We start from the raw sequence: 21,058 nt of genomic DNA, 5'->3' as shown, positions 1-21,058 counted from the left end.
TCAATAGGTTGCGCGACCGCCGGACACATCGAAGACCGCGCCGGTTGAGAAAGAACATTCCTCTGAGGCGAGCCAGCTCACGAGTGCTGCAACTTCATCGGCTTCTCCGAGCCTGCCGACCGGTATTTTCGCGGTTACAAAGGCTTTGAATTCCGGCGTAAGCTGGTTCATCATCTCGGTTTCGATAGCTGCGGGAGTGACGCAGTTGACGCGAATCTGCGTGGTTGCAAGCTCCTTTCCGACGGATTTCGTCAGGCCAATAACGCCCGCTTTGGAGGCGGAATAAGCGACCGCGTTCGGATTGCCCTCCTTGCCGGCGATGGAGGCGATATTGACGACGCGGCCATATCCGGTTTTGCGCATTTCGCGCACCGCCGACTGGCAGCAATAGAAAACGGCATCCAGATTGAGCGACATGACGAACCGCCAGCCGTCATGGGGATATTTTTCGAATTGCTCCAGAGGGCCATTGTGACCGGCGCTGGTAACGAGGATGCCGAGTGGCCCCATCTCAGCCACAACCCGCGCGGTTGCAGCTTCAACCTCGGCGGCATCCATCACATTCACCACATAACCTTTGGCGCCCGGCAATTTTGCAGCGGCTTCCTCCACGCGCTCGCGGTTGATATCCCAAAGCGCGACCTTGTGCCCTTTGGCCGCAAGGCGTGCCGCAATAGGAAATCCGAGCCCTCCCGCACCGCCGGTTACAATCGCGACGCGTGATGTTTCCTGTTCTGCCATAATGGCTTTCCTCCCTAATAATCCGGCCCGCTTTCGCGCGGCCCTGTGAATGAGATGTTTGGTGCTCCCAAACGGACAGCGAATCTTGTGCTTGACATTCTTTAGAATACTAACATTCTAGTAGCCTAAATGGGTCGGAAACGACCGACTTGTCAAGCGGGAGGACGCGGGGCAAGCAGAATGGAGGAGAAGAATATGGGACTGAAGGGCTCTGCCTTTCTGGCGATTTGGCACGACATCGAAGATGGTGCCCATGACGAATATATCGAGTGGCACACACGGGAACATATGCCTGAACGCCTCTCGATACCCGGCTTCAAGACTGGCAAGCGGCTGCACGCGCCTGCTGCCGCCCGATATGTCTTCGGGACAATCTATGCTGGCGAAACAGTCGAAACATTTCGGTCACCAGCTTATCTCGAACGTCTGAACAATCCAACGCGGTGGACTGCTGCCGTCGCGCCGAGCTTTCGCAACTTTCTGCGCGTCGCCTGCGAACGGATAGCGACCGCCGGTACTGGCGACGGAGGCTCTGTGGCAACGATCCGCTTCGATCTTTCGGGGAGCGAAGGAGAGGAAGGGCTGAGGGCGAAGGCGCAGGGGCTTGCGGACAAGATGCTCGCCGTTCGTGGTGTCGCTTGCGTGCATATCGGTATTTCGCGCAACGAAGTTTCGAGCGTTCGCACCAGGGAAACCGAGTTGCGTGCCGAAATGAGCGAAAGCGGTTTCGATGTGGTGGTTCTCATTGAAGGGTCTTCAAATCCGGGACTTCATTCGGCGCTGCCACAGATTGAGCAACTGGCAATTGAAACCGGCGTTCTTTCTTCTCCCATCAGCAATATTTACGATGCCGCCTTTTCACTGACCTCCGAAGATATGCAGGGGGCAGCATGACGCGGGTCCTCGTTACCGGTGGGGCCGGTTTTCTGGGCGGATGGATTTTGAAGGCGTTGAAGGCGCAAGCTCACGAAGTGCGGATATTCGACCGTACCAGTGATCGACGTATTCTGCGGGAAATTGTCGGCGACGAGGCTGAGCAGGTTGAGTGGTATCAAGGCGATATCGCAGATGCAGAGGCTGTAAAGGCGGCTGCCAGCGATTGTACCTCTATCGTCCATCTTGCAGCACTTTTAACGCCCGCTTGCAAGAACGATCCGGTGCTGGGTGCAACGGTCAATCTGATTGGTACGCTGAATGTCTTCGAAGCCGCCAAGGCAAATGCGATTGGGCGGGTAGCCTATGCCAGCAGTGCCGCTGTCTTTGGCCCGGACGATGGGCTGACGCCTTATCCGGTCACGCAGTATGGTGCTTTCAAACTCGCATGCGAGGGAAGCGCCAGAGCCTATTGGCATGATTCTGGTATTGCCAGTATCGGCCTGCGTCCCACCGTTGTTTACGGGCCGGGCCGGGAAAGCGGGCTAACCGCCGGGCCGACAATTGCCTGTCGCGAAGCGGTTCGTGGCAATTCTTATACAATTGGCTATTCAGGGCCGCAGGACATGGTTTTCGTGGCTGATGTGGCGGCGGCGTTTGCGGCTGCGGCAACACGATCTTACGAAGGTGCGCACGCCTTTTCGCTGGGTGGCGCATGCGAGGATGTGCCCGACGTCATCCGGGCGATCCGGTCAGAAATACCCGGTGCCAAAATCGACTTTGCCGGTGAAGCCGTACCGATGGCGCCCAATATCGCGGCAACCGACAACAAGCGTCTGCTGGGAGCCATCCCCGTCACGTCGCTGCGTGACGGGATTGCCCAGACCGTTGCCCATTATCGTGCAGTGGCGAGAGCAGCCTGATGGCCATCTACAGCGATAAATCGCAGGATCATGTCGGTCATCGTCTGCAAGCGGGCATCGATAGCGTCTTCCGCAAGGAGTTCACGACCGAACAGGACCTTCAGCGTGTGCCGGTTGGAGACATAGGTAAAACCAAGCGCAGAGATGGAGATATAGAGATCGAGCGGATCGACATGACGGAAAAGTCCCTGGGCGACACCGCTCTCGATAATCGTCGATACTCTGTTGACGATGGCGCTGTTGAGCCCCTCCATGCCGGTCGCCGCCTGCAAATGGACGGCGCCATGCAGGTTCTCGGTATTGATCATCCGCACGAAGGCTGGATTGTCGATGTAATAACGGAAGGTAAAGGAGATCAGCGCTTTCATCGCGCCAATGGGGTCGGCGGGATCAAGCAACAGCTGCTCTTCAGCGGAACGGATGCCGACATATAGGTGTTCCATGGCCGCAAGGTAGAGTTCCTCCTTGCTGCCGAAATAATGGTAGACCATCGCCTTATTGGAATTCGCCCGCTGCGCAATGCGATCCACCCGAGCGCCGCCAATTCCATGGGTCGAAAATTCCGCAATAGCGGATTCAAGCAGAAGGCGCCTGCGTTTTTCCGGCGATCGTTGCCCAGGATCGAGCGTGTTCTGTGTTGGCATCGTATCGGTATTCGTCATCTGGATTCCTCGGACTGGCTGTCCTCTTACCACATTGGAAGGAATTGGGCAGCAGCTTGAGCATAAGTCATCGATCTGCGGACAGGGATATCACGTGGATTGACATCAACCAACTGGTTGGTTAATAAAAAATGAACACAGGTCCGGTAGCGAAGAGGAGTCGCTGTCTGGACAAAACGGCACAAACCCTGAGGAGGACCATCAATGCCGGGCAAATTCTCAATTCGTAATGCTGCACTGACGCTTTTTGCAGGCGTGGCTATGGTATTCGGCGCTTCTGCAGCCCATGCACAGGCCCTGGAGAAAATCAAAAGCGCAGGCGTCGTTCGCATCGGCGTGATGGGCGAACAGGCCCCATGGGGTTCAATCGACTCCACAGGCAACAATGTCGGCTATGACGTCGATGTTGCGAAGCTGATCGGCGAGGAAATGGGTGTCAAGGTCGAGTTCGTGCCAAACGCCGTTGCTGCACGTATTCCCAACCTTTTGACCGGCAAGGTCGATCTGCAGATGGCGGTCATGGGCATGTATCCTGATCGCGCGAAAGCTGTCCAGTTCACCAAGCCCTATGCCGGGTTGAAGATCATTCTTCTGTCGAGCGCCAAGAACAACATTACCAAGATTGAAGACGCGAAAAGCCTTCGTATAGGCGTGCCGCGCGGCGCTGCGCAGGACAAGTCAATCACCAGTCTTCTGGGCGATGTCGCCAATATCCGCCGTTTCGATGATGACAGTTCGACAATGCAGGCGCTGGTATCCGGGCAGGTCGATGCCATTGGTGGCAACACCACCTACAAGATCAATCTCGACAAGGCTGCACCGGGCAACGATTACGAGCAGAAACTGGTCTTCAATGAACAGTGGATGGGCGTTACGACCAAGCTTGGCGACAAGGAAATCAATGCCTGGCTGAACCAGTTCATCGACAAGATCAAGGCAGATGGCCGTCTTGAGGCGATCAACAAGAAGTGGCTCGGCGAAGACAAGCTTCCGAATTTCCCGGAGAAGCTCGAAGGCGTGCCCTACACAGTCGAATAAGATCAGCGACAATTCCAATACAGCATGATGAGGCGAGGTGTGCGGCCACGATTGTGAAGTCGCGCCCTCGTTTCCACGGAAAGTTTGAACATGCGTAAAATCTTCATACTGAACGGCCCCAACCTTAATCTGCTCGGTCAGCGTGAGCCGGAAATTTACGGTCGAACGACGCTCGATGAAATTCGTTCCTGGGTGGAGGCAGATGCCGCAGAGTTTGGTGTGGCGATTGAGTTTCGCCAGTCGAACTTCGAAGGTGAAATCATCGAAGCTATCCATACCGCACGTCACGAAGCGGTTGGGATCATCATCAATCCGGCCGCCTTTACTTTCACCTCGATTGCTATTCTTGATGCACTCAAGACCTTCAATGGTCCCAAGATCGAGCTGCACATTTCCAACGTACATCAGCGTGAGGAAATCTATCACAAGTCGCTCGTATCGAGAACGGCAACAGCCGTGATGGCAGGTTTTGGAGCTCAAGGGTATCGCCTTGCTCTCAGGGCAATGACGGAGATGACGGCATGACACGCATTGGTCTTATGGGGGCGGGCCTGATTGGCCGCGAACATGCGGAACTTCTAACTTCCAACCGGCGCGCGAAAATTGCCGCCATTTGCGACCCGACGCCAGCCGCTGCTGAAATGGCGGCACGGCTTTCCGTCCCGCATTTCTCCGACTATGGCACGATGCTCGATGAGGCAAAGCTGGACGGTGCCATCATCGCCCTGCCAAACCAGTTGCATGCACCGGCAGCTCTGGCTTGCATCGAGCGCGGTGTACCTTGCCTGATCGAAAAGCCGATTGCGGAAAGTCTGGCGTCAGCCAACCGGATTGTAGAAGCATCCGAACGTTCGGGTGTTGCTGTGCTCGTCGGGCATCAGCGGCGTCACAGCCCGGATATCCGGTCGGCAAAGCGTGCCATTGACGCGGGCGAACTCGGCCCTCTGGTTGCCGTCAATGGCATGACCTTGTTTGACAAGCCCGATGACTATTTCAATACGGAATGGCGACGCAAATTGGGTGGTGGGGTGCTGCTGATCAATCTGATCCACGACATTGATGTGCTGCGCTATCTGGTAGGCGAGATCGAAAGTATACGCGCCTTTACGTCATCTGCGCGCCGCGGCTTCGAAGTGGAAGATACTGCAAGTATCTCGATCCGCTTCGTCAATGGGGTACTGGGCACGTTCCTGATTTCCGATGGTGCCGTCAGCCCCTGGGCCTGGGAATATACGTCCGGTCAGGCGCTCTATCATCCGGCACAACCCGGACCATGCCTCTTCCTTGCCGGACGCAAGGCAGCATTGTCCGTTTCCGATATGTATCTATGGCGACACGCGGAGGAAAGTGATCATTGGCAGCATCCGCTGATCCGCGAATACCGGCCCGGTGATGGCTCGCTGACCTATGTGAACCAGCTCGACCATTTCGTCGATGTGATCCATGGCAATGCCAAGCCGTTGATCACGGCACGCGATGGCATGTTGACGCTCGCCGCCACGCTTGCGGTCGATGTTGCGGGACGTGAGGACCGTACCGTGACCCTTGCGGAAATGCTGAACACAGCCGGAGTGGCGGCATGACGAGCAGAAAGACATCACTCTCGTTCCTGACCGGGCTTGGCGTCGCGCCGGAAGAAGCCGTGCTGGCCGCAGCGGAAGCAGGTTACGATTATCTCGGTTTTCGCCTGCTGCCCGCTGTTCCCGGAGGACTGGCTTATGCGCTGATGGACGAGCCAGCCCGTGTGAAATCACTTATCAGCCTCATGAATGACAAGGGCGTCGAGGTATTCGACATCGAGATGATCCGCATAGGACCGGATTTCGATCCCGAGCCATATCTGCCGTTTCTGGATTGTTCGGCCCAATTGGGTGCACGTGCCATTCTGGTTGCGGGTGATGACGCCGACGAGGTGCGTTTGACCCACTCCTTTGTGAAACTGTGTGAGGCTGCGCGTCCTTTCGGTTTGTCGATGGATCTGGAGTTCATGCCGCAGTCCGAACTCCGCGATCTTGCGGCGGCGACCCGCGTGCTGACTGCGGCTGACCAGCCAAATCAGGGCGTGATTATCGATACGCTCCATGTTTCGCGAGCGCGCACCACGATCGAAGAAATTGCCACTGTGCCGCGCCAATGGCTGCACTATGCGCAGATTTGCGATGCTCCGGCCAAAATCCCGGAAAGTCGTGAAGAGCTGAATTTTGCCGCACGCCACGAGCGGTTCCTGCCAGGAGAAGGCGAGCTCGATCTCATTGGTATGTTCGATGCTTTGCCGGCTGATATCCCGGTTGCGGTCGAAATCCCGAATGATCGTCAGTCGAAAGGCTTGTCCGTTGCTGAATGGGCGAAGCGAACGCTGCGGGCATCAAATGACATACTGGCCAAAGTGACCGGGGAGGTTGTAGCGTGAAAAACTTTGAAACCAAGACCATTCAGGGCGTGACGATCCCCAGCCTTGGACTGGGCACGTTCGAACTGAAAGGGCCGGAAGGCGAAGCTGCAATCCGCACGGCGATTGAGCTTGGCTATCGTCAGATCGATACGGCCATTCGCTATGGCAACGAGGTTGAAGTGGGGCGCGCTGTTCGCGAGAGCGGTGTCGCACGCGGAGACTTGTTCGTTACGTCCAAAATCTGGTTCACCGATCTTGATCCGGAAACAGTTTCCCGCCGGGTCGATGAAAGCTTGGAGCGGCTTGGCTTTGACTATGTCGATCTGCTTCTGGTGCACTGGCCGAGCAAGACTGTTCCTCTCGGCGAAACGCTTTCAGCTTTTGCAGAAGCAAAAGCGAGCGGTAAGACCCGCCTGATCGGCGTCAGCAATTTCACGGTCGCACTTCTGGACGAAGCGCTGGATGTTCATAAAGCCGAGTTGTTCTGCAATCAGGTCGAGTATCACCCTTATCTGTCGCAGGAGAAGCTCCTTAAGCGCATGCGTGAGGCTGGCATGCTTTTAAATGCCTATCAGCCGATAGCGCGGGGCAAGGTTTTCAGTTCGGATATCCTTGTCGAGCTTGGGCGCAAATACGGAAAGTCCGCTGGTCAGGTTACCTTGCGCTGGCTTCTACAGCAGAACAATGTTGGCGCCATTCCGCGCTCCGCCAAACCTGAGAATATGAAGTCCAACCGGGATATTTTTGATTTTGAATTGTCCCCGGAAGATATGGCGGCAATCCATGCGCTTGCACGCGGCGAACGGTTCTCCCGTTTTGAATGGGAACCCGAATGGGACTGAACGCCCTGCTGGAGGAGGTTAGAACATGACACTTGATTTCAGCGTCGTCGCGGATGCCTGGCCCTCGCTGATCTATGGGACACTGGGAACGCTGTTCCTGGCCGTCGTCGGCATGACACTCGCCACCATCATCGGTGTCGTGGGGGTTGCAATCTTGCGGACGCATAAGGTGATCCCATCCTTTCTGGTCACGACCTTTGTTGAGGTGATCCGCAACACGCCGTTTCTGGTACAGATTTACTTCATCTTCTTTGCATTGCCTCTTGCGGGTGTACGGCTCAATCCCACACTGACGGCCATTCTTGCCCTCGGGTTGAATGGTGGTGCCTATGCCATTGAGATTATCCGTGGCGGGGTCGAAAGCATTCCGAAAGGCCAGACGGAAGCGGGACTGGCGCTCGGTCTTCACCGGCACGAAGTGTTCCGTATGATCGTTCTGAAACCAGCGTTGCGCGCGATATATCCATCACTGTCGAGCCAGTTCATCCTGCTCACGCTCACGACCGCAATTTGCACCTCCATCTCCGCCTATGAGTTGACCTCAGCGGGACAGCGCATCGAGGCGGAAACATTCCGCAGCTTTGAAACCTATTTCACGCTGACCGGCATTTATCTCGTGATCTCGCTGGTGACGATGTGGTCGCTTGCCGCCATCGGGCGACGTGCATTCAGCTATCCGCAGCGTTGAGGAGGACGACTTATGGGACTGCAAGAATTCACCTATCTGCTGCAAGGTCTCGGCTGGACGCTCATCCTGACCGTTATGGCGTTTGCTGGCGGTATTGTCTCCGGCATCATCATCGCTCTGATGCGGGTATCGAAGCTCAAATGGGTTCGGGCTATCGCAATCGGCTGGATAGGTCTCTTTCAGGGCACGCCTTTGCTGATGCAGCTCTTTGTTGCCTATTTCGGCTTGCCCCTTCTTGGTTTCGATCTCCCGGCCTGGGCGGCGGTGGGCATAGCCCTCGCCGCGCACGCTTCGGCCTTTCTGGGTGAAATCTGGCGTGGCGCGATTGAAGCCGTTCCGAAAGGGCAGACTGAAGCGGCGGATGCACTTGGACTGCATCGCTACAGCCTGATGGTCGACGTCATCATGCCGCAAGCGTTTAAACTATCGTTGCCGGCCACCGTTGGCTTTCTTGTTCAGCTTCTGAAGGGCACGTCGCTTGCCGCGATTGTTGGCTTCATTGAACTGACCCGCGCCGGTTCGATTATCTCCAATCAGATCTACCGACCGCTTCTTGTGTTCGGTGTTGTAGGGGCGATGTACTTCGCCATGTGCTGGCCGCTCTCCTTGTGGGGCAGGCGTATTGAACGACGCATGGCCGCCGGCCTCTCCAGATAAGAAAGGGAACTTCTCATGACAACTGAGAAAAAGTCAGATGCGCAACCGATGATCATGATGCGCGACGTGGAGAAGTGGTATGGCAACTTCTATGCGCTGAAAAAGGTCTCCCTGACGGTCGCAAAGGGAGAGAAGATCGTTCTGTGTGGTCCATCGGGGTCCGGCAAATCCACCCTGATCCGTTGCATCAACCGATTGGAAGCGAGCCAGGGCGGCGAGATCGTCGTTGCCGGTCACGCGGTCAAGGAAGACCAGAAAGCCATTGATGCGGTGCGCCGTGAAGTTGGTATGGTCTTTCAGCAGTTCAACCTGTTTCCACATAAGACCGTGTTGGAGAACTGCATTCTGGCGCCGATGCGGGTGCGCAAAATTTCGCGGGACGAAGCGGAAGCGACGGCACGAAAATATCTCGACCGGGTGCGTATCGGTGATCAGGCCGAAAAATATCCCGCGCAGCTTTCCGGTGGACAGCAACAGCGCGTTGCTATTGCGCGGGCGCTATGCATGGAGCCCAAGGCCATGCTTTTCGATGAGCCGACTTCGGCGCTCGATCCCGAAATGGTCAAGGAAGTTCTTGATACGATGGTGTCGCTTGCCCGCGATGGCATGACGATGATCTGCGTGACGCATGAAATGGGCTTCGCTCGTCAGGTTGCGGACCGGGTCATCTTCATGGCGGACGGAGAGATTCTCGAAGAGAATGATCCCGAAACATTCTTTCGAGCGCCGGCGCATCCCCGCACACGAACCTTCCTCGGTGAGATACTACAGCATCACTGATCAGCCGAATTCAGAAGGGCGTTAAATCTCCCGCTTTGACAAGCGGGAGATTGCTGCGAATGCAGGGTCGTTCTTGTGACCCTAACCTGCTTTGGCGAAACGCCGGGAGATAGCCTCCGCGGCATCGATAATTGAATCTGTATCGATACCAAAATGCGCATAGAGATCAGCGATGGTTCCCGTCTGGCCGAAATGTTCAACGCCCAGCGATGTGGTCGCGTTGCCATGAACGGAGCCCAGCCAGCCGAGCGTTGCAGGGTGTCCATCCGTAACGGTGATGAAATGCGCATGTGAAGGAACGGGGGTCAGAAGCCGTTCAATATGGCTCACGGCCTCTCCAAATCCGTGGCGTCGCGCCCGCTGAGCCGCTGTCCAGCCAGCGTTCAGGCGATCTGCCGAGGTGACAGCGAGCACGGCAACGTCTCTTTGTGTCTCTGCAAGGCGGCCTGCGGCCGTCAGAACTTCGGGCGCCACACAACCCTGATAGGCCAGAACGAGGCGCGTGTTCGGTCGGGGTTCACGCAGCCAGTAAGCGCCGTCGATGACGCCCTGACGGAACGCTGGATCTTCCCGACGCGTGATCTGCTCGATTGGTCGTGTCGTCAGGCGCAGATAAATCGATCCGCCAGCTTCGTCGCGCAACCAGGTTCGGGGATCATGTTTCGCATGCCCCTCTCGTTGCATGTAGTCGAAAGATCAGTCCATAATGACTGAAAGTTCGTCAAGGAAGGCCGGTTCGAAACTGGCAAGGCCATCCTGGCTCATGCCGATCAGTTGCTGACCGATGGACTGATGCGCTCCGCCCTCCGGTACGAGGGTGACGCCGGTCCCTGTGTTCCCGGTCTGTTATCCGTCAAACGACGTAGAAATGGACGAAAGTTAGGGATGACTGTTTTTTGTCTCGATGGTAAAAATCGATCCATACAAAGAGGAGAGGGCCATGGAGGGCAACCCCGATTTTCACAGATCCGGTGCGTTGAAGTCGCTTCTGACCGAAGGCGAGGAAGTGATACGTACTGCACGCGTATCCGATTATCCGAACTGGCTCGGTCCGATACCGGCTGTCCCGTTTGTCGTTATGGCACTTGCCTGTGGTCTCGGAACGCTCTTATTTATCAGCAGCATTATTTAAATTCCCGACCCCATGCGCATGTCAACTCACACGGAGTTGCCACAATACTGATGTTCAGGCATTTTCATAATGGTCAATGAATGAGGGCAACATGCGTATCCTCAGCCTGTTTTTCCTGCTTGTTCCCATAATTGCCTTTGCCCAATCACCTGTCTTGCCGGAGCTTTTCACCGTCACCGGCATCGAGGTCAATGAGAAACTCGATATTCACGGTGAGGCGAAGCAGGACGCAACCGTTATCGGTAGTCTGGCGTCCGGCGCTAAAGGCGTCGAAGTGATCGAGCTCGCCTCCAATGGCGAATGGGCTCTGGTGAATGGTGCAGAAAGCAGCGGTTAGGTTGAAGCGCGTTTTCTGCAGGCGCAGCCTAGCGTATGGGATAACGGCAAACTACCTCAATCGCTACGCTGCCACGGGACTGAGCCATTCTGGAATATCAGTTTTTCGGCCAAGGAAGTCAGGTTGAAAGTCTTGGATGCGCCAGAAAGGCTCTATTCGCGCCGATCGGTCAGTGATCGCGGCTTTGCCGGAGATCGTATCCGTGCCGTTGAGGCCGGTGACATGACCGCCGTGATCTTTCCCAAACAATGCTCTGATGGAATGAGTGACAGAACCTATGCCCTGCAAGCCGTGATTTCGTTGCGCAACAGCGATCGCACGATGTTTGCTGGCTGCTGCAGTATCGCAGCAAACTGAGGACGTCCGCCGAGCGGTTAGCGATGGTCCCTTAAGATCAAATCTTCGTTCACGCGGTGCGTGCCTGTACCGCTCCTGATTTTTAAGACGTAAATAAATCAGTTAAATTCTATTTGTTCAGCTTTCAAAGCTTTGCAGCTTGTCCAGAAGGCTTTTGGATATCTCGAATTGTCGCGCTGTTCCACGGCCCATGGAGTTCGTCACCATGGTTTCGGTCAACATGCCGCGTTTCACGAGGAGATCGACTGTCTCCTTCACGCCGCTACGCGTTAGTTCAGTGATTTCCATTATATTAGTTAGATTTAGCTTCTGGTGCGTCTGCGTCATCGTGTAAAGGATCGTCATCATGCCGATCTCTTTCACGCGCGCCTGCGGGGTCTCGCCTTCCATCGGATTGTCGAGGATCTCGTGAAGGATCAGTCCGGAAAAGGCGAGACTGTGCAATTGAGATTTAAGCGCTCTTGTCATGTCATTTAACTGTGGTATATACGTTAGTCAAAATGCATTGCATTACCGTATGACGCCGCTTCCATAGAGTGGTGTCATCGTTTCGGAGGGGCAAGTCCATGAAAAACCTTCTACTTAATTGCCTGCTAACTCTCTCGTCTCTTGCATTACCTTACCTGATTTATTCCGGCAATGCGCGCGCTGATGAATGGGGATGCAAGGTCATCCTCTGCCTTTCCAATCCGGGAGGGCCAACTGAATTTGCTGAATGCAATCCTCCGATCCAGAAACTCTGGCGCGAACTTGCGAAAGGTCATCGTTTTCCAGCCTGTAGCGGTGCGGGATTTCAAAGTTCGCGTCCAGGTTACGAACCATATTATTGCGATGCAGGCTATCGGCTTTCGCGCAGCTACGGCCCTTTGGGCCAAGAGGTGACCTGCGTTTCCATCACTCTGCAGAACGTGAGGCGTTCCCTGTGCGCTTTGGATCGTGACAATCGCGGAAGTCAATCCAACTCGGTCCTGTCGGCCCGACTGCAGCGCCTGGACGGTCGACTTCAGTGCACGGGCTATCCCCTCACGCGTCCGAACATTCGGAAACAGCCACATTATATCGACGTGTCTATCGATGGCGTCGGCAAACAGCGCGTCTGGTATTGAGCGATGGGTGCTGCATTCGTCGACATCGCACAAAACTGCGCTCCAATGGTTCAGATCGAAACTTTGGCCGCTGTCGTTAGTCTCGAGAGCAAGTTTCAGTCCTTCAATATTCGCATCAATAGCGGCAAGCCGGTTGCCGCGCAGCCGGCGAGTAAAGCCGAGGCGATCGAGATAGCGACATCGCTCGTCGCGGGCCGTCAGGATATCCAGATTGGATTGGGTGGGATCGGCGTAGAACAGCTTCAAAGACTGAACCTTTCCGTTTCCGATGCCTTCGATCCTTGCCTGAATCTCAAGGCTACAGCCACGCTTCTTGATGGCTATTATCGTCTCGCCCAACGTTTCGGCCGTGATCCGGAAGGTGCCGAGATGGTTATGCTTCAGTCCTATTATGGGCGAGACGATCCATCCCTTGGCGAAATGGTTCGATATGACGAACAGGTGCGCGACGAAGCAAAGCGCCTTTCACCAAGACTAAAGTCGCTCGTCCTCGTCGAGCCGAACCGGGAGGATGCCCGGAAGGATCAGGCCAAGGAACAAGCGGCCGCCAAAATCGGCACAAAAGTCACCCAAAACGAAGAGCCAGTAACGTGGGACGTGTTTCGTTCGAGGCGGCTCTCGTCTGTTCTCGTTTTCCAGAATGATCGATCGGAGCAAAGTGAATGATTTCGAAGTCCAAAACACGTCCCCTTGTCGCTTCCATGCTCATGGGCATCGCCATCGTTACGGCGTTAGCAGAGCCGGCTTTTGCACAGTCAGCTGGCATCGAGACCATACTGCAAAATATCGTCGATCTCCTGACCGGTAACATCTTCAGGCTGCTCGCGACAATCGCGGTCATCATTATCGCGATTGCGTGGATGTTTGGATACATGGATTTGAGGCGCGCGGGCTATTGGATCATCGGCATCGGGGTGATTGCGGGCGCTTCGGAGCTCGTCGGCACTATTGTTGGCAGCTGACGCTCATGACAAGCACACCCGTCCTCGAAGAAGACACGCTGTTTCTGGCTTGCACGCGCCCGGCAATGATTGCTGGCGTGACCATGGAAGCGATGGGCATCAATGTCATGCTGACAACCATCCTCTATATCGCTGCCGGATCGATCGCTTACGCCCTGGTTGGCATCGCCTTTCATTTCGTGTTCCGGACCCTCGTCAAGCATGACCATAATATGTTTCGCATTCTGCTTGCGTGGGTCGAAACCCGTGGTCGGTCCCGCAACGCAGCCTATTGGGGAGGCGCGACGCTTTCGCCGTTGAAACTTGTGCGGCGTTACGACGAAAGGGATCTGAGCCTTGCCTAGTCTTGCAACGCTGCGGTCTCGCGAACTTGGACCTGAGACCTTCATTCCCTATGTCCGGCATGTTGACGATACGACCATTGCGCTTGATTCCCGGGCATTGATGAGCGTGCTCGTGCTGGAGGGCGTTTCTTTCGAGACCGCTGATGTTCTCGATCTCAATGGTCTGCATCGTAGTCTGAACACGCTCTATCGCAATATTGCCGATGAGCGACTGGCGCTTTGGACGCATGTCATTCGTCGCCGGGACAACGACTATCCCGAAGGGCATTTTGCCAATTCATTTTCCGATAGTCTCAATACCAGATACCGCGAACGGATGGTCAGCGAGGACCTGTTTCGCAATGATCTTTATCTCACACTTGTCAGCTATCCAAACCGCGGTCCAGTCGAAAAAGCAGCCAGTGTTCTCTCGCGTCTGCGCAAGGCGAAACGGTCCGGCGTTGAGATGGATGAAGAGGCACTGAAACACCTGAAAGACAAGGTCGTAGATGTTACGGCAGGGCTAAAGCGCTTTGGGCCCCGTATTCTGTCTCTCTGTGAACAAGACGGTATCCTGTTTTCCGAACCGAGCGAGTTTCTTCACCAGCTTGTCGGTGGGCGGCGAGAACCTGTGCCTTTGACGGAAGGTCCGATCTCTTCGGCAATCTATTCGGACAGGGTGATTTTCGGTCGGGAGACGGTCGAAATCCGTCACGAAGCAGAAACCCGCTATGCGGGCATGTTCGGTTTCAAGGAATATCCAGCAACCACACGCGCAGGCATGCTCGACAGCATTTTGACTGCGCCATTTGAACTCATTCTCACGCAGTCCTTCGCCTTTACGTCCAAGGCAGATGCCCGCACGATCATGGGTCGAAAGCAAAACCAGATGGTGAGTGCAGCTGACAAGGCGGCGTCGCAGATTGAGGAACTCAGCGATGCCATGGATGACCTTGAATCCAACCGCTTCGTGCTGGGGGAACATCATCTGGGCCTCTCGGTCTTCGCTCCGAGCGTGAAGGAACTCACTGACTATATGGCCAATGCGCGCGCGCATCTTACCAGTGGCGGGGCGGTTGTTGCCCGCGAGGATATTGGCCTTGAGGCAGCCTGGTGGGCGCAGTTGCCGGGTAATCTGCGTTATCGCGCGCGCTCGGGCGCGATAACATCGCGCAATTTTGCAGCATTGTCCCCCTTTCATTCATATCCGACCGGCCAGAAGAACGGAAATGAATGGGGGGCAGCGGTTGCGATGCTAAAGACAGCTTCCGGCTCGCCATTTTATTTTAACTTCCATCACAGCGATCTCGGCAACACCCTCGTTTGCGGACCATCAGGCACTGGCAAGACGGTGCTCCTCAATTTTATGCTCTCGCAGCTCGAAAAACATGATCCGCATATGGTGTTCTTCGACAAGGACAGGGGTGCTGATCTCTTCGTTCGTGCTGCGGGTGGAACCTATTGGCCGCTCCAAAACGGCGTCTCAACCGGTTGCGCGCCGCTGAAGGCGCTCGAATTGACCGCAGAGAACAGGATCTTTCTTGCGAACTGGATCGGCAAGCTGGTCGGAGCGGGGACGCGAGAGCTGACTGTCATCGAATTGCGCGACATCGCGTCCGCTGTCGATGGCCTCGCCGACCTCCCGGCCGAGCGCAGGTCCATCGGCGCGTTGCGCACATTCTTAAACAATACCGATCCAGAAGGCATTGCCTCGCGGCTCAGGCGGTGGGAGAGGGGTGGGCCGCTTGGCTGGGTCTTCGACAATGAGTTTGATGATATCGGGATTGGTGCGAAGTTCATCGGCTACGACATGACCGATTTCCTCGATAACGAGGAAATCCGCACACCGCTGATGGCCTACCTGTTCTATCGCATCGAGCAATTGATCGATGGCCGCCGCATCATCATCGTCATCGATGAGTTCTGGAAGGCGCTGCAAGATGAGGGTTTTCGCGATCTCGCCCAGAATAAGCTGAAGACCATCCGCAAACAGAACGGCCTCATGCTCTTTGCGACGCAAAGCCCGCGCGATGCCATCGTCTCACCGATTGCCCATACAATCATCGAGCAATGCCCGACGCAGATTTTTCTACCCAATCCGCGTGGCGACCATGCTGATTATGTCAATGGCTTCAAGCTTACCGAAGGCGAGTTCGAGCTGATTTCGCGCGAGCTTACGGTCGAAAGTCGCCGTTTCATCGTCAAGCAGGGCCACAACAGCGTGGTTGCTGAACTGAACCTCGACGGTTTCGACGACGAACTTGCGATCCTATCGGGGCGCACGGCGAATGTCGAACTGGCAGACGCCATCCGCGCCGAGCTTGGCGACGGAGAGAACTGGTTGACCGTGTTCCAGCAAAGAAGGAGGATATCATGATCCGCAATGGCAAAAAGGCATTATTCCTCAAGGCGGCTGCGCTGCTTGCGTCAGTAAGTCTTGCCGATGCACAAGGTATTCCCGTTATTGATCAATCGGCGATCGCCAAGCAGATCGAGAGCATCGTCCAGCTCAAGTCGCAGCTTGATGCGCTGAACCAGCAGATCGAACAGGCACAGCAGCTCTATGGTTCGTTGAACAAGATCACCAACATGGCCGATGTCGCCAGTTTGCTGAACGATTCTTCAATCCGTAAGGCGCTTCCGCAGGACTTTAATGCCATCGAAAGTCTGTTCAAAGGATCGGGCACCGGCAACTTCGGCAATGCCGCTTCCAAATTCCTGGAGAACAATTCCACCTATCGCACGAATGCCAATGATTTCTACGCGCAGGAACTTTCGCGCACCCAGAACAAGAATGCTGGGCAATTAAGTCTCGGGCAGCAGATTTACGACGCGGCTACCAAGCGTATCGACGGGATTGATGAACTGCGTCAGCAGATATCGGGCGCAGCCGACGCCAAAGAAATCGCCGATCTGCAGGCGCGCCTTCAAGCCGAAAGCGCGTTTCTTCAAAACGATGTCCTTCGCATGCAGGGTCTGAAGATGGTTCAGCAGGCTGAAGTCCAGGTCGATGAACAACGCAAGGCCGAAGATTGGCGCCAGCGCATGGATACGATGGGGGCTGCACTCAAATGAGGTGGTTCGGTTTCGTTATAACGACGCTACTGCTTGCGGCCTGCGCTCCTCAGGAAAAGATCTACACGGTTGATGAACTGGTCGCTGACGAAGCCTTGCTTGCGCAAATGATAGCCAAATGCCGTAACAATCCAGGCGAAATTTCCGACACGGCGAACTGTCGTAATGCTGAGGCAGCGGACGGCAAGCTTCGGCTCGAACATATGCGCAAGTCGCTCGGGGGCTAGGCTATGTATGAGGTGTTCAGCTTCGTTGACAGGCAGTTCAAGGCCCCGCTCGAAAACTTCGTTTCCACTGGAACGTCCAATATTGCCAGCTGGGTCAGCGGCCCTTTGGCGACAGCTTTGACCCTGTACATCGTCGTTTACGGCTATCTCGTGCTGCGTGGCTCGGTGCAAGAGCCGATCCTCGAATTTGCCTTCCGGGCAATCAAGCTCGCTATCATCGTAATGCTGGTCAGAAACGCCAGCGACTATCAGACCTATGTCACCAACATCTTCTTCGAAACGCTGCCGAAGGAGATTGCTCAGGCATTGAACACCGGAGCGACACCGAGTGCCTCCACCTTCGACAGCTTGCTCGATAAGGGCCAGAAATGCGCTTACGAGATCTGGTCTCGTGCTTCCTGGCCGGTTGATATCGTGACCGGCATTGGTGGCATGATGGTGATTGGAGCGAGCTTCCTCGTTGCAGCAATCGGTTACATCGTCTCGCTCTATGCGCGTCTCGCGCTTGCCATCATTCTTGCAATCGGGCCGATTTTCATCGCGCTTGCCATGTTCCAATCGACACGGCGGTTTACCGAATCCTGGATCGGCCAGCTCGCGAACTTTGTCATCTTGCAGGTGCTGGTCGTCGCCATCGGCTCCCTGCTGATCACCTGCATTGATACGACCTTCACGGCGATTGAGGGCTACAGCGATGTGCTGATGCGACCGATCGCTCTTTGCGCCATCTGCATCGCTGCTCTGTATGTCTTTTACCAGCTACCCGGCATTGCCTCGGCACTTGCGGCCGGCGGCGCATCATTGACCTATGGCTATGGTGCTGCGCGCGATGCGCATGAAGGCACACTCGCCTGGGCGACCTCGCACACAATCCGGTCGGTTCGTCGTCGGCTCAACCGAGTGAAGTGACCGTTCTACACGTATGAAACTGGACAGGTAATCGCAGATGATCCGCATTCTTTTGCCACTTTTACTGACCGCAAGTCTTTCCGGCTGCGCTTCACTCTCTCATCCGCTACCCAAATGCGATGGTCAAGCCCGACGTCCATTGAACCGTTCTATGTGGCAATGGGAAGGCGATGCGAAACTGCAGAAATCGGCAAAAGAAAGTATCGCGAACCCGTCAAGTAGCGCAGCTCCCTTCGCAGAGGAACCTGTTCCGGTCACGTCGGCTGCCTTTGCACACTTTGATATCGAGGGCTCCAAGCGCCCATGCGAGGGCAGTTGAGATGGTAAATTCTGATAGCCTCAAGGATTATTTTGAAAAGGCGCGCCGCTTCGATCAGGATCGGCTGATCCAGGTTGAACGCTCAAATCGCATCGCCTGGGTTGTCGCGATCACGGCCAGTATCGTTGCTGTTGTCTCAGTTTTCGCCATTGCCGCTCTCACGCCTTTGAAGACGGTGGAGCCGTTCGTCGTGCGGGTCGACAATTCGACAGGGATTGTTGACGTGGTTTCGGCACTGACTTCGACCGCTGGCACCTATGATGAGGCCGTCACGAAATATTTTGCTGCAAGATATGTGCGTGCCCGGGAAGGCTATGTCTGGAGTGAGGGGGAGGAGAATTTCCGGACGGTTGCGCTTTTGTCGACGCAGTCTGAACAATCGCGCTTTGCTGCAAGCTATCGCGGAAGCAATTCAGATTCGCCGCAAAATATCTATGGTCGGGGCGCCACCGCGCGGATCAATATTGTTTCGATCTCGCTGATCAACAAAAACGTGGCATCTGTCCGGTACATGCGCACCGTTACGCGCGGCGATGAAGTGCGCACTACGCATTGGGTAGCGATGCTCACTTTCGCTTACGCCAATGCTCCGATGTCCTCCACCGACCGATTGGTCAATCCCCTGGGTTTCGCCGTCAGCGAATATCGTGCCGATCCGGAGGCGGTCAATTGAGAAAGAAATTTTTGCCTGTTTTCTTCCTGGTCGCTGGCTTTTCCCCGACCGCTGCGGCTCTGGAAATACCGCGGGGTGCGTCTCAGGATAGCCGTGTTCGCTTTATCGACTATCAGCCTTACAACATCACCCGAGTCGTCGGTACGCTACGCTCATCCGTGCAAGTCGAGTTTGCGGTGGACGAGGAAATAGCGCATGTGGCGCTTGGTAACAGTGTGGCCTGGGAAGTGGCGCCGGCTGGTAACATTCTCTTCCTCAAGCCGCGGGAGAATCAGCCTGTCACCAATATTTCGGTGGTGACGACGAGGCGGGATGGCTCGACGCGCAGTTATCAGATGGAACTGACGGTTCGCGATGGCAGCGTTGAGGCCGGGCAGAACACTTATTTCTATCTGAAATACCGTTATCCGGCAGACGAAGCTGCGCGGCGCAAGGAAGACGCGGTTCTACGTGCCCGGGCCGCCCAGGCAGGCGAAGCTGATCGGATTTTGTCCCTTCACGAGGCGTATGGGCCGCGGAATTGGCATTATTCCGCCCAAGGCGCACAGTCGCTTGAACCGCAGGCCATCTATGACAACGGCAAGGTCACAACCTTTGCTTTTGTGGGCAATCAGGAAATGCCATCGATCTATATGGAAAATTCCGACGGTACAGAAAGCCTGGTTCCAAAATCCGTCGACGGCAATCTCGTTCTCGTTCACGCAATAAGCCGCAAGTTCATCCTGCGCAGGGGCGGGGATGTGCTGTGCATCTTCAACGAGGCTTACGATCGTGTTGGGATCAATCCCGAGACCAACACGACATCGCCGTCCGTCGAACGCGTGGTGAAAACGCAGCCAGTTACGGCGCAATAGGAGGTATCATGGCGGACGAAGAAACCACGCAGATCCCCGGCGAACGTGCGGAAACATCGGCCGGTCGGCGGATCGACAACAACCCAACCCTGAAGCGCGGCGCGGTCGCACTTGCCATCGTGGCATTTGTCTCCTCTGCGCTCTGGTCGATGCGCGGACAAGACAAGTCCTCCGAGACGTCACAGCCGGAACGGGTTGTCATCCGCCAGACGGCGGATTTCGAGCCGGCCAAAGAGCCGGCCCAGCCTGTGGCAGCACCACCTGCGGTTCAGCTTCCGACACCAGTCCTGACAGAAGAGAAACCTGCTGACGACGACAAACTGCTCGATGCCGCGCGGCGCGCGCCCGTGATGGCCTATGGAGCCGAGAAAACGCAGTCCACCAGGCGACAACAGGGTGATGCCGGCGCCGATCCCGATGCAAATTATGTCCCGTTGGGGAACACCCCGGGCAGCTTGGGCGGCGAGCGTGAGAACGAAGATCAGCGCTTCAACCGCATGCTGACACCAACGCAATTGCAAGGCTCGCGTGCAGGCATGCTTGGAAATCGGGATTTTATCGTTGCGATGGGGACATCCATTCCATGCGTGCTGGAAACCGCACTTTCGTCCGATCAGCCGGGCTTTACGAGCTGCGTCATCAGCCGCGATGTTCTGTCCGACAACGGTCGCGTCGTGCTGATGGAGAAAGGCACACAAATTGTCGGCGAATATCGTGGTGGACTTCGCCGTGGTCAGAAACGCCAGTTCGTCCTTTGGAACCGGGCAAAGACCCCAAAAGGCGTGATCATTACGCTGGCGTCGCCAGCAACCGATGCCCTCGGTCGCGCCGGTGTGGATGGCCATGTCGACACACACTGGTGGGAACGTTTTGGCAGCGCCATTCTATTGTCGATCGTTGGTGACGTGATATCCTATGCAAACAGTCGACTGCGGGATAGTGGCGTCGATGCGCAGAACACCACCAGTGCCGGTCAGCAGGCTGCGGCGATTGCCGTCGAACAGTCGATCAACATCCCGCCAACCCTGATAAAACACCAGGGAGGGCTCGTTTCGATCTTCGTGGCACGGGACCTCGATTTTTCCAGCGTGTACGGGCTGCGCGTAACCGAGCCGCGCAACCGGATTTACGACCGTGCCGTTCTCGGTGACTTTACGCCGGACTCCACGATTGTGACGAAATAGGTAA

28 protein-coding genes and 1 pseudogene are annotated in these 21,058 nt (G+C 55.8%); 25 read left to right on the top strand and 4 right to left on the bottom strand.

Going from position 1 to position 21,058, the window contains the following annotated elements; all coding sequences use genetic code 11:
* A complete protein-coding gene (locus D8666_RS18980; protein ID WP_109365641.1) occupies positions 1 to 741 on the bottom strand; it encodes an SDR family NAD(P)-dependent oxidoreductase in 741 nt (246 codons plus the stop codon).
* 195 nt (positions 742 to 936) lie between these two features.
* On the opposite strand from D8666_RS18980, the gene D8666_RS18975 reads away from it, so the two are divergent.
* Both D8666_RS18975 and D8666_RS18970 read left to right on the top strand, forming a co-directional pair.
* Complete coding sequence (locus D8666_RS18975; protein ID WP_121539040.1) at positions 937 to 1,635, top strand: hypothetical protein; 699 nt, start codon at positions 937 to 939, stop codon at positions 1,633 to 1,635.
* Positions 1,632 to 2,537 (top strand): NAD-dependent epimerase/dehydratase family protein, encoded by a 906-nt coding sequence (locus D8666_RS18970; protein WP_121539039.1) that lies wholly within the window; start codon positions 1,632 to 1,634, stop codon positions 2,535 to 2,537. Before D8666_RS18975 ends, D8666_RS18970 begins: the two co-directional genes overlap by 4 nt.
* On the opposite strand, the gene D8666_RS18965 is transcribed toward D8666_RS18970, so the two are convergent.
* Positions 2,510 to 3,199, bottom strand: coding sequence for a TetR/AcrR family transcriptional regulator (locus tag D8666_RS18965; RefSeq protein ID WP_121539038.1), 690 nt, complete (start codon positions 3,197 to 3,199; stop codon positions 2,510 to 2,512). The two genes, D8666_RS18970 and D8666_RS18965, sit on opposite strands and share 28 nt — an antisense overlap.
* A gap of 204 nt (positions 3,200 to 3,403) precedes the next feature.
* On the opposite strand from D8666_RS18965, the gene D8666_RS18960 reads away from it, so the two are divergent.
* The 8 genes from D8666_RS18960 to D8666_RS18925 all read left to right on the top strand — a co-directional run bounded on the left by D8666_RS18960 (position 3,404) and on the right by D8666_RS18925 (position 9,596).
* Positions 3,404 to 4,237 carry a transporter substrate-binding domain-containing protein gene (locus tag D8666_RS18960; RefSeq protein ID WP_121539037.1) on the top strand — a complete coding sequence of 278 codons (834 nt, stop codon included), beginning with the start codon at positions 3,404 to 3,406 and terminating at the stop codon, positions 4,235 to 4,237.
* Between the two features lie 90 nt (positions 4,238 to 4,327).
* A complete protein-coding gene (aroQ, locus tag D8666_RS18955) occupies positions 4,328 to 4,762 on the top strand; it encodes a type II 3-dehydroquinate dehydratase (protein WP_121539036.1) in 435 nt (144 codons plus the stop codon).
* Entirely contained in the window at positions 4,759 to 5,820 is a 1,062-nt protein-coding gene (locus D8666_RS18950; protein ID WP_121539035.1) for a Gfo/Idh/MocA family protein, read from the top strand. Before aroQ ends, D8666_RS18950 begins: the two co-directional genes overlap by 4 nt.
* A complete protein-coding gene (locus D8666_RS18945) occupies positions 5,817 to 6,647 on the top strand; it encodes a sugar phosphate isomerase/epimerase family protein (RefSeq protein WP_121539034.1) in 831 nt (276 codons plus the stop codon). Before D8666_RS18950 ends, D8666_RS18945 begins: the two co-directional genes overlap by 4 nt.
* The gene (locus tag D8666_RS18940; RefSeq protein WP_121539033.1) at positions 6,644 to 7,471 is read left to right on the top strand and encodes an aldo/keto reductase; all 828 of its coding nucleotides are present in this window, start codon (positions 6,644 to 6,646) and stop codon (positions 7,469 to 7,471) included. The genes D8666_RS18945 and D8666_RS18940 overlap by 4 nt, the downstream gene beginning before the upstream one ends.
* A gap of 25 nt (positions 7,472 to 7,496) precedes the next feature.
* On the top strand, positions 7,497 to 8,159 hold the full coding sequence (locus D8666_RS18935) for an amino acid ABC transporter permease (protein ID WP_121539032.1): 663 nt from the start codon (positions 7,497 to 7,499) through the stop codon (positions 8,157 to 8,159).
* A gap of 12 nt (positions 8,160 to 8,171) precedes the next feature.
* Positions 8,172 to 8,816: an amino acid ABC transporter permease gene (locus D8666_RS18930; protein WP_121539031.1), complete on the top strand. Its 645-nt coding sequence runs from the start codon at positions 8,172 to 8,174 to the stop codon at positions 8,814 to 8,816.
* A 15-nt stretch (positions 8,817 to 8,831) separates the two neighbouring features.
* Positions 8,832 to 9,596 carry an amino acid ABC transporter ATP-binding protein gene (locus D8666_RS18925; protein ID WP_121539030.1) on the top strand — a complete coding sequence of 255 codons (765 nt, stop codon included), beginning with the start codon at positions 8,832 to 8,834 and terminating at the stop codon, positions 9,594 to 9,596.
* Between the two features lie 81 nt (positions 9,597 to 9,677).
* Here the strand turns inward: D8666_RS18925 and D8666_RS18920 are convergent.
* Positions 9,678 to 10,430, bottom strand: a pseudogene (locus D8666_RS18920) (transketolase-like TK C-terminal-containing protein); the annotation flags it as partial.
* A 106-nt stretch (positions 10,431 to 10,536) separates the two neighbouring features.
* Between D8666_RS18920 and D8666_RS18915 the strand changes: the two are divergent.
* The 3 genes from D8666_RS18915 to D8666_RS18905 all read left to right on the top strand — a co-directional run bounded on the left by D8666_RS18915 (position 10,537) and on the right by D8666_RS18905 (position 11,422).
* Positions 10,537 to 10,728 (top strand): hypothetical protein, encoded by a 192-nt coding sequence (locus tag D8666_RS18915; RefSeq protein WP_121539029.1) that lies wholly within the window; start codon positions 10,537 to 10,539, stop codon positions 10,726 to 10,728.
* A 91-nt stretch (positions 10,729 to 10,819) separates the two neighbouring features.
* Positions 10,820 to 11,065 carry a hypothetical protein gene (locus D8666_RS18910; protein ID WP_121539028.1) on the top strand — a complete coding sequence of 82 codons (246 nt, stop codon included), beginning with the start codon at positions 10,820 to 10,822 and terminating at the stop codon, positions 11,063 to 11,065.
* A gap of 123 nt (positions 11,066 to 11,188) precedes the next feature.
* On the top strand, positions 11,189 to 11,422 hold the full coding sequence (locus tag D8666_RS18905; RefSeq protein ID WP_121539027.1) for a hypothetical protein: 234 nt from the start codon (positions 11,189 to 11,191) through the stop codon (positions 11,420 to 11,422).
* Positions 11,423 to 11,539: 117 nt separating this feature from the next.
* On the opposite strand, the gene D8666_RS18900 is transcribed toward D8666_RS18905, so the two are convergent.
* On the bottom strand, positions 11,540 to 11,890 hold the full coding sequence (locus tag D8666_RS18900) for a MarR family transcriptional regulator (RefSeq protein WP_078341111.1): 351 nt from the start codon (positions 11,888 to 11,890) through the stop codon (positions 11,540 to 11,542).
* 98 nt (positions 11,891 to 11,988) lie between these two features.
* Between D8666_RS18900 and D8666_RS18895 the strand changes: the two genes are divergently transcribed.
* The 12 genes from D8666_RS18895 to virB10 are packed head-to-tail and all read left to right on the top strand — an operon-like array spanning position 11,989 to position 21,054.
* Positions 11,989 to 12,528 carry a hypothetical protein gene (locus D8666_RS18895; protein ID WP_121539026.1) on the top strand — a complete coding sequence of 180 codons (540 nt, stop codon included), beginning with the start codon at positions 11,989 to 11,991 and terminating at the stop codon, positions 12,526 to 12,528.
* A 3-nt stretch (positions 12,529 to 12,531) separates the two neighbouring features.
* The gene (locus tag D8666_RS18890; RefSeq protein WP_121539025.1) at positions 12,532 to 13,194 is read left to right on the top strand and encodes a lysozyme family protein; all 663 of its coding nucleotides are present in this window, start codon (positions 12,532 to 12,534) and stop codon (positions 13,192 to 13,194) included.
* The gene (locus D8666_RS18885) at positions 13,191 to 13,490 is read left to right on the top strand and encodes a TrbC/VirB2 family protein (RefSeq protein WP_121539024.1); all 300 of its coding nucleotides are present in this window, start codon (positions 13,191 to 13,193) and stop codon (positions 13,488 to 13,490) included. The genes D8666_RS18890 and D8666_RS18885 overlap by 4 nt, the downstream gene beginning before the upstream one ends.
* A 5-nt stretch (positions 13,491 to 13,495) precedes the next feature.
* The gene (locus D8666_RS18880) at positions 13,496 to 13,834 is read left to right on the top strand and encodes a VirB3 family type IV secretion system protein (protein WP_121539023.1); all 339 of its coding nucleotides are present in this window, start codon (positions 13,496 to 13,498) and stop codon (positions 13,832 to 13,834) included.
* Positions 13,827 to 16,190 (top strand): VirB4 family type IV secretion/conjugal transfer ATPase, encoded by a 2,364-nt coding sequence (locus D8666_RS18875; protein ID WP_121539022.1) that lies wholly within the window; start codon positions 13,827 to 13,829, stop codon positions 16,188 to 16,190. Before D8666_RS18880 ends, D8666_RS18875 begins: the two co-directional genes overlap by 8 nt.
* A complete protein-coding gene (gene virB5 / locus D8666_RS18870) occupies positions 16,187 to 16,888 on the top strand; it encodes a P-type DNA transfer protein VirB5 (protein WP_121539021.1) in 702 nt (233 codons plus the stop codon). Before D8666_RS18875 ends, virB5 begins: the two co-directional genes overlap by 4 nt.
* A complete protein-coding gene (locus D8666_RS18865) occupies positions 16,885 to 17,115 on the top strand; it encodes an EexN family lipoprotein (RefSeq protein WP_121539020.1) in 231 nt (76 codons plus the stop codon). Before virB5 ends, D8666_RS18865 begins: the two co-directional genes overlap by 4 nt.
* Before the next feature lie 3 nt (positions 17,116 to 17,118).
* Positions 17,119 to 18,024, top strand: a complete 906-nt coding sequence (locus tag D8666_RS18860) for a TrbL/VirB6 family protein (RefSeq protein WP_121539019.1) — start codon at positions 17,119 to 17,121, stop codon at positions 18,022 to 18,024.
* A 37-nt stretch (positions 18,025 to 18,061) separates the two neighbouring features.
* The gene (locus D8666_RS24495; protein ID WP_121539018.1) at positions 18,062 to 18,343 is read left to right on the top strand and encodes a hypothetical protein; all 282 of its coding nucleotides are present in this window, start codon (positions 18,062 to 18,064) and stop codon (positions 18,341 to 18,343) included.
* 1 nt (position 18,344) lies between these two features.
* Positions 18,345 to 19,016 carry a VirB8 family type IV secretion system protein gene (locus D8666_RS18850; RefSeq protein WP_121539017.1) on the top strand — a complete coding sequence of 224 codons (672 nt, stop codon included), beginning with the start codon at positions 18,345 to 18,347 and terminating at the stop codon, positions 19,014 to 19,016.
* Positions 19,013 to 19,870 (top strand): P-type conjugative transfer protein VirB9, encoded by an 858-nt coding sequence (virB9, locus tag D8666_RS18845; RefSeq protein WP_121539016.1) that lies wholly within the window; start codon positions 19,013 to 19,015, stop codon positions 19,868 to 19,870. Before D8666_RS18850 ends, virB9 begins: the two co-directional genes overlap by 4 nt.
* 8 nt (positions 19,871 to 19,878) lie before the next feature.
* Positions 19,879 to 21,054, top strand: a complete 1,176-nt coding sequence (gene virB10 / locus D8666_RS18840) for a type IV secretion system protein VirB10 (protein ID WP_121539015.1) — start codon at positions 19,879 to 19,881, stop codon at positions 21,052 to 21,054.
* The last annotated feature ends 4 nt before the right edge of the window (positions 21,055 to 21,058 follow it).

Source organism: Ochrobactrum soli (genome assembly GCF_003664555.1).
GTDB lineage: Bacteria > Pseudomonadota > Alphaproteobacteria > Rhizobiales > Rhizobiaceae > Brucella > Brucella teleogrylli.
This window is presented reverse-complemented; position numbering and strand designations above follow the sequence as displayed.

Bases quoted from the DNA above. Each gene is read 5' to 3' on its own strand.
- D8666_RS18960 (WP_121539037.1), top strand. From the start codon at position 3,404: ATGCCGGGCAAATTCTCAATTCGTAATGCTGCACTGACGCTTTTTGCA.
- aroQ (WP_121539036.1), top strand. From the start codon at position 4,328: ATGCGTAAAATCTTCATACTGAACGGCCCCAACCTTAATCTGCTCGGT.
- D8666_RS18860 (WP_121539019.1), top strand. From the start codon at position 17,119: ATGTATGAGGTGTTCAGCTTCGTTGACAGGCAGTTCAAGGCCCCGCTC.
- D8666_RS18900 (WP_078341111.1), bottom strand. From the start codon at position 11,890: ATGACAAGAGCGCTTAAATCTCAATTGCACAGTCTCGCCTTTTCCGGA.
- D8666_RS18965 (WP_121539038.1), bottom strand. From the start codon at position 3,199: ATGACGAATACCGATACGATGCCAACACAGAACACGCTCGATCCTGGG.
- D8666_RS18890 (WP_121539025.1), top strand. From the start codon at position 12,532: ATGGGTGCTGCATTCGTCGACATCGCACAAAACTGCGCTCCAATGGTT.
- D8666_RS18850 (WP_121539017.1), top strand. From the start codon at position 18,345: ATGGTAAATTCTGATAGCCTCAAGGATTATTTTGAAAAGGCGCGCCGC.
- D8666_RS18975 (WP_121539040.1), top strand. From the start codon at position 937: ATGGGACTGAAGGGCTCTGCCTTTCTGGCGATTTGGCACGACATCGAA.
- D8666_RS18970 (WP_121539039.1), top strand. From the start codon at position 1,632: ATGACGCGGGTCCTCGTTACCGGTGGGGCCGGTTTTCTGGGCGGATGG.
- virB10 (WP_121539015.1), top strand. From the start codon at position 19,879: ATGGCGGACGAAGAAACCACGCAGATCCCCGGCGAACGTGCGGAAACA.
- D8666_RS18865 (WP_121539020.1), top strand. From the start codon at position 16,885: ATGAGGTGGTTCGGTTTCGTTATAACGACGCTACTGCTTGCGGCCTGC.
- D8666_RS18930 (WP_121539031.1), top strand. From the start codon at position 8,172: ATGGGACTGCAAGAATTCACCTATCTGCTGCAAGGTCTCGGCTGGACG.
- D8666_RS18885 (WP_121539024.1), top strand. From the start codon at position 13,191: ATGATTTCGAAGTCCAAAACACGTCCCCTTGTCGCTTCCATGCTCATG.
- D8666_RS18945 (WP_121539034.1), top strand. From the start codon at position 5,817: ATGACGAGCAGAAAGACATCACTCTCGTTCCTGACCGGGCTTGGCGTC.
- D8666_RS18950 (WP_121539035.1), top strand. From the start codon at position 4,759: ATGACACGCATTGGTCTTATGGGGGCGGGCCTGATTGGCCGCGAACAT.
- D8666_RS24495 (WP_121539018.1), top strand. From the start codon at position 18,062: ATGATCCGCATTCTTTTGCCACTTTTACTGACCGCAAGTCTTTCCGGC.
- D8666_RS18915 (WP_121539029.1), top strand. From the start codon at position 10,537: ATGGAGGGCAACCCCGATTTTCACAGATCCGGTGCGTTGAAGTCGCTT.
- D8666_RS18895 (WP_121539026.1), top strand. From the start codon at position 11,989: ATGAAAAACCTTCTACTTAATTGCCTGCTAACTCTCTCGTCTCTTGCA.
- D8666_RS18910 (WP_121539028.1), top strand. From the start codon at position 10,820: ATGCGTATCCTCAGCCTGTTTTTCCTGCTTGTTCCCATAATTGCCTTT.
- D8666_RS18980 (WP_109365641.1), bottom strand. From the start codon at position 741: ATGGCAGAACAGGAAACATCACGCGTCGCGATTGTAACCGGCGGTGCG.
- D8666_RS18925 (WP_121539030.1), top strand. From the start codon at position 8,832: ATGACAACTGAGAAAAAGTCAGATGCGCAACCGATGATCATGATGCGC.
- D8666_RS18935 (WP_121539032.1), top strand. From the start codon at position 7,497: ATGACACTTGATTTCAGCGTCGTCGCGGATGCCTGGCCCTCGCTGATC.
- virB5 (WP_121539021.1), top strand. From the start codon at position 16,187: ATGATCCGCAATGGCAAAAAGGCATTATTCCTCAAGGCGGCTGCGCTG.
- D8666_RS18880 (WP_121539023.1), top strand. From the start codon at position 13,496: ATGACAAGCACACCCGTCCTCGAAGAAGACACGCTGTTTCTGGCTTGC.